The following is a 14252-nucleotide window of genomic DNA, read 5'->3' on the forward strand; positions in this document are numbered from 1 at the left end:
CATCAGGTCGTTAACTGTAAGATCGTCGTGCGCGGCGCGTCTCGAACCATGAGGCCACAGCGCGGGCCTCGCCCTTCGAGATGCCCGCCTTTGGGCGGGCTCCTCAGGGTGAGGGGTGAAAGCGTCCCCCGATATGAAGAAAAGGTCGCCGCCCGGCTCGTCTCACTCGCGCCCGCTGCGGCGTCTTGATTCCGGGCTCGCGCTGTCGCGCGCCCCGGAATGACAGCGAGTTTGTGGAGGCCGCCGTGCCTCAAATCAGCTTGCGTCGTGCCAGGCTGCGCATCAGCGCACTCACGCCGAACGTCCAGGGCTCGCATTCGTCGCTGTTGCGCATGCGGTTGACGAGGCGGCCGAGTTGCGGGGCGGAGATGGTGACGATGTCGTCGCGCTTGTGGGTGAAGCCCTGCCCCGGCGCGTCGCGGTCCTTGACGGGGGCGAACATGGTGCCGAGGAACAGCGCGAAGCCGTCGGGATATTGATGCACGGCGCCGATGGTCTGGGCGACCAGGTCGGTCGGGTCGCGGCTGATCTTGCTGATCGAGGAATGGCCGTCGAGCACGAAGCCGTCGCTGCCGGTGACGTTGAGCGCGACGTCCATCTTGCGCACATCGTCGAGCGTGAAGGTCTTGTCGAACAGGCGCAGCAGCGGGCCGATGGCGCAGGAGGCGTTGTTGTCCTTGGCCTTGGACAACAGCAGCGCCGAGCGGCCCTCGAAGTCGCGCAGGTTGACGTCGTTGCCGAGCGTCGCGCCGACGATGGCGCCGCGGCTCGACACCACGAGGACGACCTCGGGCTCGGGATTGTTCCAGGTCGATTTCGGATGCAGCCCGGCATCCATGCCGGTGCCGACGGAGGAGAGCGTCGGCGCCTTGGTGAAGACCTCGGCGTCGGGGCCGATGCCAACCTCAAGATACTGGCTCCAGGCGTTCTGCTCGATCAGCACCTGCTTGAGGTGCATGGCCTGGTCCGAGCCCGGCTTGAGCTTGGAGAAATCGTCGCCGACCAGGCGCACCACTTCTTTCCGGATCGCCTCGGCCGAGGCCGGATTGCCGCGCGCGCGCTCCTCGATGACGCGCTCCAGCATCGAGATCGCGAAGGTGACGCCGGCCGCCTTGAGGACCTGGAGGTCGACCGGCGCCAGCAGCCAGGGTTTGGCCGGATCGCGCCGATCGGGGGCCGTGTTGGCGAGGATGTCGGCGAGAGCGCCGATGCGCTCGCCCTTCATCGCGCGCAGCGCCGCCGCGGGATCATCGTGCTCGCACAGCGCGGTGACGGTGGGGAAAGCGGAGGTGACGTCGAACACGCCGTCGTCACGCACGGCGACCACGGCCGGGCCGTCGACATCGGGGCGCCAGACGCGGCCGACCAGCGTGCCGCTGGTGCCGTCGTCGGGCAGAACCGTCTCGGGCGTGAGATTGATCATCGCGGCGTGCTCCCCATTGTTCTTGTTGCTGGAGAGCACAGGTAGCATCGGCGGGAGCCAACTCCAAGCCACACGCGCCGTCATTCCGGGACGGAGCCGCGAGGCCTCGAACCCGGAATCCCGAGATGAGACGCGGGAGCGAACCAAACTCGAGATTCCGGGTTCGAGGCCTCGCGGCCTCCGCCCCGGAATGACGGCCGTGCGGAGAGGCGTCTACGGATTCGGCGAGCTCTCGCCGGCGACCTGCAGCAGTTGCGAGCGGCGGACGCGCTCGCGATGGGCGGTGTAGAGACCGCTGGAGACGATGAAGGCGGCGCCGACGATGGTCCAGACATCCGGCAGTTCGCCGAACACCAGGAAGCCGAGGATGCTGACCCACAAGAGTTGAGTGTAGGAGAACGGCGCCAGCACCGAGGCATCGGCATAGCGGAACGCCAGCACGACGATCCACTGCCCCATGGTCGACGCGACGCCGACCAGCACGCCGAACCCGATGTCCTGCCAGGATGGCGTGGTCCAGACGAAGGGCACCATCGCCGTGAGCACGCAGACGCCGGCGATCGACGAATAGGTCATGATGGTGATGGCATGCTCGCGGCCGCTCATCATGCGCGTCATGATCAGGGTGCAGGCCCAGGCGAAGGCTGACGCGATCGGAAACAATGCGGCGAGATGGAAGGCGCCGGTGCCGGGCCGCAGGATGATCAGCACGCCGAACAGGCCGACGGCGGTGGCGATCCAGCGGCGCAGGCCGACCTTCTCGCCGAGGAAGACGATCGAGAGCGCCGTGACGAACAGCGGCGCGACGAAGCCCGTGGCCGAGGCCTCCGCGATCGGCAGATAGCGCAGCCCGGAGATGAACATGATCGAGGAGCCGAGCAGCGCGACGCCGCGCAGCAGATGGAACTTCACCCGCTCGGTGCGCATCGCAAACAGCGGCGATCCCGGGATCATCGCCGGCACCATGATCAGCGCGAACACCACGAAGCGGATCCAGGTGATCTCGATCGAGGGCAGCGTCTTGGAGAGATATTTGGCGGTGACGTCCGAGGTGCCGAGGAACACGGTCGACAACAGGATCAGCGCGATGCCGCGAAACGGACGGTCGGCGCGCGCGGGGGCGCGCTTGCGCGCGGCGGTCGGCTTCTGCGGCACCTGTGTCGGCAAATCGTCGAGTCGCGCGGCGGCTGCCGCACTCGGGGGCGGGGTCACGGTCGAACTCGAAAGGTTGAGAGGCGGAACGATTCGGTGAGAGGCGACAAAACGCCAATCACGCCGCCGCGACAACCCGTTGAAAGCGGGCAGCATCTATGCGCTGGTCGCGCCGGAGTAGCAAAAATCCGTAATACTCCGTGATGCTGCGCTACAGCATCGGCAGGCCGCGCGGCTTCGGCCCGCGCGGGAAGGCGCGGTCGATCGCGGCGATGTCGGCCGCGGTGAGCTCGATATCGCCAGCGGCGGCGTTCTCCTCGGCATGCTCGGGCCGCGAGGCCTTGGGGATCGCGAGCAGCGACGACGCGCGCGTCAGGAAGGCGAGCGCGATCTGGCGCGGCGTCGCCTGGTGCTGCCCGGCGATGCGCTGCAGCACCTCGCCGCCGGGACGGCGCGACTCCGGAAAGTCGTCATGGCCGAACGGCGAATAGGCGACGACGGCGACGCCGTGCTGGCCGCACCATGGGACGACGGCGTGCTCGATGGCGCGCTCCTGCAGATGATAGAGCACCTGGTTGCAGGCGATCCGGCCCTCTCCCGCGACGTCGAGCAGTTCGTCGAGATCGTCGACATCGAAATTGCTCACGCCCCAGGCGGCGATCTTGCCGGCGGCCTTGAGCTCCTCGAACGCGGCGACCGTGTCCTCGAGCGGATAGGAGCCGGGCCAATGCAAGAGATAGCAGTCGAGCCTGTCCGTCTTCAGCCGCTTCAGCGACCGTTCGCAGGCGGTGATGGTGCCCTTGCGCGAGGCGTTGCTGGGCAGCACCTTGGAGACCAGGAACACCTCGTCGCGCCGGCCGGCGATGGCCTCGGCGATGACGAGCTCGGCGTCGCCATACATCTCGGCGGTGTCGATATGCGTCATGCCGCGGTCGAGCCCGCGCTGCAACGTCGCGATCGCGCGCTTGCGGTCGGCGTGGTCGAGATACCAGGTGCCCTGCCCGACGACGGACACGCCAGTGCCGCCGGTTCCGAATGTCTTGTGCTTCATGCGCGGGAGCATAGAGGATGCGAATGACAACGTCGATTGCCTCTCGCCCAGCAACGTCATTCCGGGGCGACGCGTCAGCGTCGAACCCGGAATCCCGACATTGGTTTGCACCGGCTCGTTTCCACCATCTCCAGATTCCGGGTTCGAGGCCTGCGGCCTCGCCCCGGAATGACGGGGCTGGGCGAGCTAGCTCGCCACCTTCACCGCGTCCTCTGCCTGCGCCGGCACTTGCGCGATCAGGCGCTTCATCTCCGGGATGCACGAGCCGCAATTGGTACCGGCCTTGAGCTCCGCACCGATGGCGGCCGGCGTGCGCGCGCCCGCGGCGATCGTATCGCAGATGGTGTCGCGGCCGACGCCGAAGCAGGCGCAGACGATCGGACCGCCGCCGACGCCATCCGGCGCGCGGCCGGACAGCAGCATGCGGCGCTGCTCGTCGTCGAGGCGGTCGGCGGCGAACAGCGTCTTCACGACATTCCAGTCGCCGGCGTCATGGCCAGGGCCGACGAACACTGCGGTCGCGATGCGATCGCCATCGAACGACGCGGCGCGATAGACGCCGCCGCCGACATCCATGTAGTCGGCGACATCGTCGGTGGCGCGCGCCTTGAACCAGCCGGGCCAGCGCAGGAGGTCGCCATTGTCGGCGAACAGATAGCCGAAGCCGCCCGGCACGGTGGCGCGCACCCACCATAAGTTCGACGGTAGCGTGAGCTCGGTGCGCGACAGGATGAAGCCGCGGAAGACGTACTCGTAAGGCGAGATCGCCGCCGGCGTCGCCTTGGCCTCGGGCTGGCCGGAGAACGGATCGGTGTGCGAGGCGACCAGCGCGCCGACGCGGCCATGAGAGGCGTTGCTCGCGTTCCAATGAATCGGCGCGAACAGCATGCCGCGCTGCTGGCGCTCGCTGACGACCACCTTCAGGATGCACTGCCCGTGCTCGGTCGTCACCTTGGCGAAGCCGTCCGGCATCAGGCCGTAACGCAGCGCGTCGTCCGGATGCACCTCGACGAACGGCTCCGGCAGATGCGCCGACAGCCGCGGGCTGAGGCCCGTGCGCGTCATCGTGTGCCACTGGTCGCGGATGCGGCCGGTGTTGAGGCGCAGAGGCCGCGCGGCGGTGGTCTCGCTGCGCAGCGCCGGCACCTCCGGCGCGACGAAGCGCGCCTTGCGGTCGTTGGTGTAGAAGGCGCCATTCGCGAAGAAGCGCGGCTCGGGCGGCTTGCCCGCGCGCAGCGGCCACTGCACCGGCGCCATCGTGTCGTATTCCTCGTCCGACAGCGTCGCGAGGCCGCCGATGTCGAAATCGCGGCTGCCGTCGTTCTCGAACGCCGACAGCGCGGCATGCTCGCGGAACACGTCCGCGGCGGAGGTGTAGTTGAACGCAGGGGCGTGGCCGAGCCGCTTGCCGACCTCGCTCAGGATCCACCAGTCCGGCTTGGCCTCGCCCGCCGGGGCCATGAACGCGCGCTGGCGCGAGATGCGGCGCTCGGAATTGGTGACGGTGCCCGACTTCTCGCCCCAGGCCTGCGCCGGCAGCAGCACATGCGCGCCGACATCCACGGTGTCGTTGGAGCGCACGTTCTCGGAGATGACGAACAGCTCGAGCTTCTTCAGCGCCGTGCGGACGAGATCCGCGTCCGGCAGCGACACCGCGGGATTGGTGCCGATCACCCACAGCGCCTTGATCTGGCCGCGCGCGATCGCCTCGAACATCTGCACCGCCTTCAGCCCCTCATGGGTGGCGATGTCGGACGCCTTCCAGAAGCGACGGACGCGATCGATGTCCGGCGGCGTGAAGCTCATATGCGCGGCGAGCTGATTGGCGAGCCCGCCGACCTCGCGGCCGCCCATCGCATTCGGCTGCCCGGTCAGCGAGAACGGCCCCATGCCCGGCTTGCCGATGCGCGCGGTGGCGAGATGGCAATTGATGATCGCGTTGACCTTGTCGGTGCCCTGCGCCGACTGGTTGACGCCCTGCGAGTACAAGGTGACGACCTTGGGCGTGTCGCGGAACAGCTTGAAGAAGGCGGCGACGTCGGCCTCGGACAGGCCGGTGGCGAGCGCGGTGGCGCCGGCACTGCCGGCGAGGTGGCGGGCGCGCGCCAGCGTCTCGTCGAAGCCCGAGGTGTACTCGACGATGTAATCGCGATCGAGCGCGCCGCTGTCGGCGAGATGCACCAGCAGGCCGGAGAACAGCGCGGCGTCGGTCCCGGGCTTCAGCCCCAGGAACAGGTCTGCTTCGCTGGACGTGTCGGTGCGGCGCGGATCGACGACGACGAACTTCGCGCCACGATTCTGCTTGTTCGCCAGCATGCGCTGGTACAGCACCGGATGGCACCAGGCGGCATTGCTGCCGACGAACACCAGCAGATCGGCCTGGTCGAGGTCCTCGTAGGTGCCCGGCACCGTGTCGGCGCCGAACGCGCGGCGATGGCCGGCGACCGACGACGCCATGCATAGCCGCGAATTGGTGTCGACATTGGCCGAGCCGAGAAAGCCCTTCATCAGCTTGTTGGCGACGTAATAGTCCTCGGTCAGCATCTGGCCGGAGAGATAGAACGCGACCGCGTCCTCGCCGTCGCGCGCGACGATGTGCTTCAGCCGGGTCGCGACGTGGTCGAGCGCGTCGCTCCAGGCCACCCGCTCCATGCCGTGCTTGCAGCGGACCATCGGATAGAGCAGCCGGCTCTCCAGCCCCAGCGTCTCGCCGAGCGCCGAGCCCTTGGAGCAGAGCCGGCCGAGATTGGCCGGATGGACGGGATCGCCCGAGATGGCCGCGCCGCCGCTGCCGTCCGGCGTAGCCAGCACGCCGCAACCGACGCCACAATAGGGACACGCGGTTCGGACCGTACGCAACTTCGGATCAACGCTCGTCATCGTGCGAGGCCCCCTCTCACGCCGCCTTCGGCCGCATCCCCGCGCGGCCAAACATCATCTCGGTCCGGATCGACGCAATCGGCTCGCGCTTGCGGATCAGGTCGCGATACCAGAGCGCATCCTGCGTGTCGCCGATCAGCACGGCCCCGGTGAGCCGGCCGTCGGCGATGACCAGCTTCTTGTAGATGCCGCGCCTGGCGTCGTTCAGCACGATCGCCTCGCTGCCGTCAGCGCCCATGAAGTCGCCGGCCGAAAACACCGCAACACCCGAGACTTTCAAATTCGTTGACACGACGCTGCCGCCATAGGCCGCCTTGCGGCCCGCCAGATGCCGCGCCAGCGCGCGCGCCTGCTCATAGGCAGGCTCCACCAGGCCATAGCAAGTGCCGCGATGCTCGGCGCATTCGCCGAGCGCGAAGATGCCGGGCGCCGATGTCTGCAGGACATCATCGACCACGATGCCGCGATTGACGGCAATCCCCGCCTCCTTGGCGAGCGCCACGTTGGGCTTGATGCCGGCGGCGAAAATCACCGCATCCGCGGCCAGGCTGCGCCCATCGGCGAGCTCGACACGCTCGACCCGGGACTCGCCGCCGATGGCGGCGGTATTGGCATTGAGCAGGACCTCGATCCCCTTCCGCTCCACGAGCGCCTTCAAGAGCGCCGCGGCCGGGGCATCGAGCTGCCGTTCCATCAGCCGATCCATCAGATGCAGGAGCGTCACCGTGGCGCCGGCGCGCGCCAGGCCGTAGGCGGCCTCCAGCCCGAGCAGCCCGCCGCCGACGACCACCACGCGCGCCTTCTTCGCAGCGAGGCTGAGCAGCACGTCGGTATCACGGCTGTCGCGGAACGTATGCACGCCGGGCAGATCGCTGCCGGGCACCGGCAGCCGCAGCGGCAGCGAACCGGTCGCGAGGACGAGGCGCGAGAACGCCATGTTCTCGTCGTTCTCGATCTGCAGCTCACGGCGGCCGACATCGATGCCGGTGACGCGTGCGCCATATTTCAACGTCACGCCGCGCGCGCGCCACCACTCCGCGGGCTTGAGCTCGATCTCGTGCGAGGCCGCCTCGCCGGCCAGCACCGACGACAGCAGCACACGATTATAGGCCAGCCGCGGCTCCTGGCCGATCACGGCGATGGCGTAGCGGCCGAGCGCGGTCTGCGACAGCTCCTCGACCAGCTTCGCAGCGGCCATGCCATTGCCGACAATGACGAGCGGCTCACTCAACGCGCCTACTCCGCCGCCTGGGCCTTGCCATAGGCTTCCGCGATCATGAATCCGGACAGCGTGCCATAGGCGGCGGTCCAGGCGTCGGCGACATCGGGCGTCCAGGCCGCGCCAAGCCCTTTTTCGAGCGTCCACAGCAGCGCAGCGCCGACCACGGGATAGTGCTCCGGCGTTGCGCCGTAGCCGACATGGCGCTTGGCCAGCGCACTCGCGGCCGGCAGGATCGCGGGCAGGTCAGTCAGTCCGTTCACCACGACGGCCAGGGTCGCCATCAGCTTCTTGCGCTGCTCGGTGAGATCGTCGGGAAACATCGCGCGCACCTGCGGCGCCACCTCGAACAGTCGATCGTAGAAGATCGTCGCGGCCTGATCGGAGATCGGCGCGACCTTGGCAAAACTCTCCTGAACCAAGGCGATCTGAGACGGCGTCATCGGACATCCTTTTGCTGAAACGAGAACCCTTCGTCGCCGGGGGCGGAGAGCGGTTCGATCCGCGCTCCGCCTCGATCATGCAATCATCAGGCCGCCTCGACGAAGCGGTGCCGCTCGTAGAGGAATTCGAGCACGCGCTGGCGGCACTTGACGTAGGTCGGGTTGGTCGCGAGCTCGAGCCGCTTGCGCGGACGCGGCAGCGCCACCTCCAGCACCTCGCCGATATGCGCGCTCGGGCCGTTGGTCATCATCACGATGCGGTCCGACAGCAGCACCGCCTCGTCGACATCGTGGGTGATCATCAGGATGGTGTTGCCGAGCTTCTGATGCAGCGCCATCACCGAATCCTGCAGATGCGCCCGCGTCAGCGCGTCGAGCGCGCCGAACGGCTCGTCGAGCAAGAGCACCTTCGGCTCCATGGCGAGCGCGCGGGCGATGCCGACGCGCTGCTTCATGCCGCCGGAGATCTCGTTCGGGCGCTTGTCCTTGGCATGGGCCATCTGCACGAGGTTGAGATTGTGCATCGTCCAGGCATCGCGCTCGGCGCGGGTCTTGCTCTTGGCGAACACCTTGTCGACGCCGAGGCGCACGTTCTCATAGACCGTGAGCCAGGGCAGCAGGCTGTGGTTCTGGAACACGACGGCGCGGTCCGGTCCGGGCGAATTGACCTCGCGCTCCTCCAGCAGCACGCCGCCGGTGGTGGCCTGGGTGAGGCCGGCGACGATGTTGAGCATCGTCGACTTGCCGCAGCCGGAATGGCCGATGATCGAGACGTACTCGCCCTTCTCGATCGTCAGGTTGATGTCCTTGAGAACTTCGGTCGTCGCCGTGCCGCGGGTGAAGACCTTGTCGACGTGGTCGAGCTTCAGATAGGCCATGATGCTGTCCCTCTCAGTTCGTCGCGGTGCCGCGGGTGACGACCTTGCCGACCACCGCGATCAGGCGGTCGAGCACGAAGCCGATGATGCCGACATAGAACAGCGCCAGGATGATCTCGCTGATATGCGAGGAATTCCACGCGTCCCAGATGAAGAAGCCGATGCCGACGCCGCCGATCAGCATTTCGGCTGCGACGATGGCCAGCCACGACAGGCCGATGCCGATGCGCAGGCCGGTGAAGATGTAGGGCGCGGCCGCGGGGATCATGATCTTGGCGAAGAACTCCAGCGGATTGAGCTGCACGACCGCGGCGACGTTGCGGTAGTCCTGCGGGATGTTGCGGATGCCGACCGCGGTGTTGATGATGATCGGCCACACCGAGGTGATGAAGATGACGAAGATTGCCGAGGGCTGACCGTCGCGGAATGCGGCGAGCGACAGCGGCAGCCAGGCGAGCGGCGGGATCGTGCGCAGCACCTGGAAGATCGGATCGAGCCCGCGCATCGCCCAGACCGACTGGCCGATCAAGGTGCCCAGCGCGACGCCGACGACCGCGGCGATGGCGTAGCCGATCGCGACGCGGCGGAGGCTCGCCTCGAGATGCCAGAACAGGCCCTTGTCGATGCCGCCATGATCGAAGAACGGATCGAAGATCAGCTCGCGGGTGTCGGCGAACACGCGCGACGGCGGCGGCAGCGCCGAGCCGGAGCGGCGGCACAGCAGCTCCCAGATCAGCATGAAGAGCGCGAGCACGATCAGCGGCGGCACCACGCGCACCGCGACCTCGCGCGCCATCTTCACATAGCGCTCCGCCTTCGGCGATTGCTTCGGCGTCATCGTCACGACGGACGCTGTCGCCGCCGTGGACGCCGTCGGCACGACCTTGGGCGCGTTATCGTTGATCAACGCTGGCATGGACATCGGAAGCCTTTCTCCGTGCAATGAGAGGAGCCGCGCGCCCGTCCGCGCGCGGCATGAGGTCCTGATCAGGCGTCGACGCGCTTGATCGACAGCGACTTCAGATAGGCGGCGGGATCCTCGGGATCGAACACCTTGCCGTCGAAGAACGTCTCCTTGCCGCGCGACTTCGACGTCGGGATTTCGCTGGCCGGGACGTTCATCTCCTTGGCCGCCTCGCGCCAGATGTCCTCGCGGTTGACCTTGGCGATCAGCGCCTTGGCGTCGAACCCGGCCTCGTACTTGCCCCAGCGCATGTCCTCGGTGATGAACCAAAGATCGTGGCTCTGGAACGGGTAGGAGGCGAAGTCGCGCCAGTACTTCATGATGTGGGGCGAGTTCTCGACCACCTTGCCGGTGCCGTAGTCGAACTTGCCCGCGGTGCGGCCGGCGACGTCCTCGACCGGGCAGTTCATCCACTGCCGCTTCGCCATGATGGTCGCAAGCTCCTGCTTGTTCTCCATCTTGTCGCACCACTGCTGGGCTTCCATCACCGCCATGGTCAGCGCCTTCGCGGCCTTCGGAAACTTGTCGACGAAGGCTGCGCGCATCGCGAAGGATTTTTCGGGATGCTTGTTCCAGATCTCGCCGGTGGTCACCGCGGTGTAGCCGATGCCCTGGTTGACGAGTTGCGCATTCCACGGCTCGCCGACGCAGAAGCAGTCCATGGTGCCGACCTTCATGTTGGCCACCATCTGCGGCGGCGGCACCACGATGGTCTCGATGTCCTTGTCGGGATCAATGCCGCCGGCCGCGAGCCAGTAGCGGATCCACAGGTCATGGGTGCCGCCGGGGAAGGTCATCGCCGCCTTCACGGACTTGCCGGAGGCCTTCTTCTTCTCCAGCGCCGCCTTGAACGGCGCGGTGTCCAGGCCGAGCTTGAGATCGGCATATTCCTTGGCCACCGAGATGCACTGCGCATCGAGATTGAGCCGCGCCAGGATGTACATCGGCGTCGGCTGGTTGTTCTGCGTCACCTTGCCCGACGAGATCAGATACGGCATCGGCGTCAGGATATGCGCGCCGTCGATGCCGTTGCCTTCGGAGCCGAGCACGAGATTGTCGCGCGTCGTGCCCCATGAGGCCTGCTTCTGCACGTCGACATCGGGCATGCCGTATTTGGCGAAGATGCCCTTGTCCTTGGCGACGAACAGCGGGCCGGCGTCGCTGAGCGCGATGAAGCCGAGCTTGGCGCTGGCGACTTCAGGCCCGGCACCTTGCGCGAAGGCGCCGCCCGGCAGGTTCAGCTTCGCGGCCGCGAGCAGGGCTGCGGTGCCGGCACCGGCCTTGAGGAGCTGACGGCGGCTGAGGCCGGTACGGCGGGCAGGATCGGCGGTCTTCGTCATGAGTGCAGTCGTCCTTGTCTGAAAAGCGCTTCGGTGGATTGAAACCCGTCCGAAGGACGCCGCGCGGTCGCGCACAGGGGCGCGTTCCGAGGAAAGCCTCGGAGGGGCAGCGTCGGATGTCGGATGAGGGTTTGCGCAGACGGCATCGATGGCGTCGAAGCACGTTATTCAAGCTTCGTGCCAAGCGTCGCAGGGAGAGGAAGTATTGAATTATCAAATAACTAGCGAAATCGACCGGGAGCTTCGCAGGCCTGCGGCCGCACGCAAAATTTGCGATTCGCCCACTTCCTGTGCGTTGCACAAGAAGTGGGCGGAGTGTCCTGCCCCCTACTCCGCTGCCTGATCCGGGGCCTTGGAAAGCATCGGCTTGGGCGCCACGCCCGCGCCCGGCTTCATGCGGAATTCGTAGCTCATCAAATGCCACGGGGACGCTGCGAGCTTGCCGTCCGGCATCACCGGATCGGTGCGCTGCTCCACCTCGGCGATCAGCTCATTCTTCACGCCGAACACGACATCGCTGTCGAGATAGGCGTCGCCGCCGATGAACACATGCGTAATCAGCGGCTCATGCCCCTCGGCGTCGACCAGGAAATGCACATGCGCCGGCCGCATCGGATGCCGCTTGGTGCTCACGATCATCTGTCCCACCGGACCGTCGGTGGGAATCGGATAGCTGCAGGGCAGGATGGTGCGGAAGAAGAAGCGCCCATCGGCGTCGGTGATGAAGCGCGCCCGCGACGACGGCCGGTCGGCGGCATAATCAGACCGCTGTGAATCATAGAAGCCCTCGTCGTCCGCGTGCCAGACGTCGACCGCGGCGCCCGCCAGCGGTGCGCCCGCGAGGTCCGTCACCCGCGCCTGCACGAACATCTTCTCGCCCTTCAGGTCCGCGGAGATGTCAGTGCCGTGCGGCGTCACCTTGTGCTCGCCGACATAGAACGGCCCGAGCACGGTCGTCTCGGTCGCCCCGGCCCGGTCGCGGTGGTTGATGGCGTCGACCAGCATCGAGACGCCGAGCACGTCGGACAACAGGATGAACTCCTGCCGGCTCGCGGTACAGGTCTGCCCGGTGCGGGTGAGGAAGTCGATGGCCGTGGCCCATTCGTCGAATGTCAGGTTGGTCCGGTGCACATAATCGTGCAGCGATCTGACCAGCTCCTGCAGCAGGAATTTCGCGCGTGCGTCCGGCGTGCTCTCGAAGCTGGCGACGACGGCGTCCGTGAGCTCGGCTTCGTTGAATTGTGTCATGGCCAATCCTCCCGGGCAAAGGCTACACGAGGCATCCCTGCCCTGCCATTGGAAGTGGGGCGATTTTCGGCTATCACCCGCACAAATGGCCGTGCGCTTGAGGTTTGCGGGCGCCCACAACAACCAGACCACAGCGGAGACGTCCCGATGCTTGCCCCGACCCCCGCCTCGCCCGACACCGTCGGCATGTCGAAAGCCGCGCTCGACCGGATCGACGCGCATCTGCAGCAGCGCTATGTCGATGCCGGCCGCTTTCCCGGCACCCAGCTCCTGGTCTATCGCCGCGGCAAGGTCGTGCATCAGAGCTCGCTCGGCTATGCCGACGTCGAGCGCAAGGTGCCGGTGACGGACCAGACCATCTACCGCATCTACTCGATGACCAAGCCGATCACCTCCGTCGCCTTCATGATGCTGGTCGAGGAAGGCAAGGTCGCGCTCGACGAGCCGGTCGCGAAATACATTCCGGAATGGAAGAACCTCGGCGTGTTCGTCGCGGGCACCGCACCGGCCTTCATCAGCCGGCCGCCGGCGCGACCGATGCTGATCGTCGACCTCCTGCGCCATACGTCGGGCCTGACCTACGGCTTCCAGCAGCGCTCCAACGTCGATGCCGCCTATCGCGACGCCAAGATCGGCGCGGTCGAAAAGGCCGGCACGCTGCAGTCGATGATCGACGACCTCGCGAAGATTCCGCTGGAGTTCTCGCCCGGCGAGGCCTGGAACTACTCGGTCTCCACCGACGTGGTCGGCTATCTCGTCGGCAAGATCGCCGACAAGCCGTTCGAGCAATTCCTGAAAGAGCGCATCTTCGATCCGCTCGGGATGGCCGACACCGGCTTCCACGTCCCCGCCGCCAAGGCGCACCGGCTGGCGGCGTGCTACTCGGCCGATCCGGCCGGCATGATGTCGTTCCACGCCGCCGACCGCAAGGGCGGCCTGACCCTGCAGGACGATCCCGCCACCAGCACCTTCCTCAGCCCGCCCGACTTCGTCTCGGGCGGCGGCGGCCTGTGCGCGACGACGGCCGATTATCTCACCTTCTGCCGCGCGCTGATCAATGGCGGCGAGCTCGGCGGCGTCCGGCTGCTCGGACCGAAGACCTTGAAGCTGATGACCTCGAACCATCTGCCGGGCGGCGTCGACCTGCCGGCGCTGTCGCGCTCGATGTTCGCGGAAGCCGCCTACAACGGCATCGGCTTCGGCCTGGGCTTCTCGGTGACGATGGATCCGGCCAAGACGCTGATCGCCGGCAGCCCCGGCGAATATGCCTGGGGCGGCGCCGCCTCGACCGCGTTCTGGATCGACCCGGCCGAGGAGCTGATCACGATCTTCATGACCCAGGTGCTGCCGTCGAGCGCCTATCCGATCCGGCGCGAGCTGCGCACGATGGTCTATGCGGCCATCGCCGAGAGCAATCTGTAGCGAAGGCCGCGACCGCCAGCCGCGCAGGGAACCGTGGATCGGCGTGCAATGCGCTTGGCGCGCGCGCGCCGCTCTCCTATGCTGACAACGATGTGAACGGCGGCACAGGCAGGAGCACTGCGGACGCGGCCGCTCCAGCCTGATACCTTCCGCTGCTGATAAAGGCCGCGGCCCACCGCGCCCGGTCGCCCCGGCAATCCTGCCGAGCGGCTGAGAAACGCACCCCAAGGGG

11 protein-coding genes are annotated in these 14252 nt (G+C 67.1%); 1 reads left to right on the plus strand and 10 read right to left on the minus strand.

Annotation, left to right across the window (positions count from 1 at the left end):
* Positions 1–250: 250 nt before the first annotated feature.
* The 10 genes from BRAS3809_RS33330 to BRAS3809_RS33375 all read right to left on the minus strand — a co-directional run bounded on the left by BRAS3809_RS33330 (position 251) and on the right by BRAS3809_RS33375 (position 12598).
* Positions 251–1423: a fumarylacetoacetate hydrolase family protein gene (locus tag BRAS3809_RS33330; RefSeq protein WP_008966417.1), complete on the minus strand. Its 1173-nt coding sequence runs from the start codon at positions 1421–1423 to the stop codon at positions 251–253.
* A gap of 213 nt (positions 1424–1636) precedes the next feature.
* The gene (locus BRAS3809_RS33335; RefSeq protein WP_008966418.1) at positions 1637–2590 is read right to left on the minus strand and encodes a DMT family transporter; all 954 of its coding nucleotides are present in this window, start codon (positions 2588–2590) and stop codon (positions 1637–1639) included.
* A gap of 196 nt (positions 2591–2786) precedes the next feature.
* Positions 2787–3626 (minus strand): aldo/keto reductase, encoded by an 840-nt coding sequence (locus BRAS3809_RS33340; RefSeq protein WP_008966419.1) that lies wholly within the window; start codon positions 3624–3626, stop codon positions 2787–2789.
* 186 nt (positions 3627–3812) lie between these two features.
* Positions 3813–6506, minus strand: a complete 2694-nt coding sequence (locus BRAS3809_RS33345; RefSeq protein ID WP_008966420.1) for a nitrate reductase — start codon at positions 6504–6506, stop codon at positions 3813–3815.
* Positions 6507–6522: 16 nt separating this feature from the next.
* Positions 6523–7737 (minus strand): NAD(P)/FAD-dependent oxidoreductase, encoded by a 1215-nt coding sequence (locus BRAS3809_RS33350; RefSeq protein WP_083839226.1) that lies wholly within the window; start codon positions 7735–7737, stop codon positions 6523–6525.
* Positions 7738–7742: 5 nt separating this feature from the next.
* Positions 7743–8168: a globin family protein gene (locus BRAS3809_RS33355; protein ID WP_035660297.1), complete on the minus strand. Its 426-nt coding sequence runs from the start codon at positions 8166–8168 to the stop codon at positions 7743–7745.
* Positions 8169–8254: 86 nt separating this feature from the next.
* Complete coding sequence (locus BRAS3809_RS33360) at positions 8255–9049, minus strand: ABC transporter ATP-binding protein (protein ID WP_085963566.1); 795 nt, start codon at positions 9047–9049, stop codon at positions 8255–8257.
* A gap of 10 nt (positions 9050–9059) precedes the next feature.
* Positions 9060–9968 carry a nitrate ABC transporter permease gene (gene ntrB / locus BRAS3809_RS33365; RefSeq protein WP_008966424.1) on the minus strand — a complete coding sequence of 303 codons (909 nt, stop codon included), beginning with the start codon at positions 9966–9968 and terminating at the stop codon, positions 9060–9062.
* A 65-nt stretch (positions 9969–10033) separates the two neighbouring features.
* Positions 10034–11350 (minus strand): CmpA/NrtA family ABC transporter substrate-binding protein, encoded by a 1317-nt coding sequence (locus tag BRAS3809_RS33370; RefSeq protein WP_008966425.1) that lies wholly within the window; start codon positions 11348–11350, stop codon positions 10034–10036.
* Between the two features lie 327 nt (positions 11351–11677).
* Complete coding sequence (locus tag BRAS3809_RS33375) at positions 11678–12598, minus strand: dioxygenase family protein (RefSeq protein ID WP_008966426.1); 921 nt, start codon at positions 12596–12598, stop codon at positions 11678–11680.
* A gap of 147 nt (positions 12599–12745) precedes the next feature.
* On the opposite strand from BRAS3809_RS33375, the gene BRAS3809_RS33380 reads away from it, so the two are divergent.
* Positions 12746–14020, plus strand: a complete 1275-nt coding sequence (locus BRAS3809_RS33380; RefSeq protein WP_008966427.1) for a serine hydrolase domain-containing protein — start codon at positions 12746–12748, stop codon at positions 14018–14020.
* Positions 14021–14252: the final 232 nt, after the last annotated feature.

Origin of the sequence: Bradyrhizobium sp. STM 3809 (assembly GCF_000239795.1) — a bacterium.
Lineage (GTDB): Bacteria > Pseudomonadota > Alphaproteobacteria > Rhizobiales > Xanthobacteraceae > Bradyrhizobium.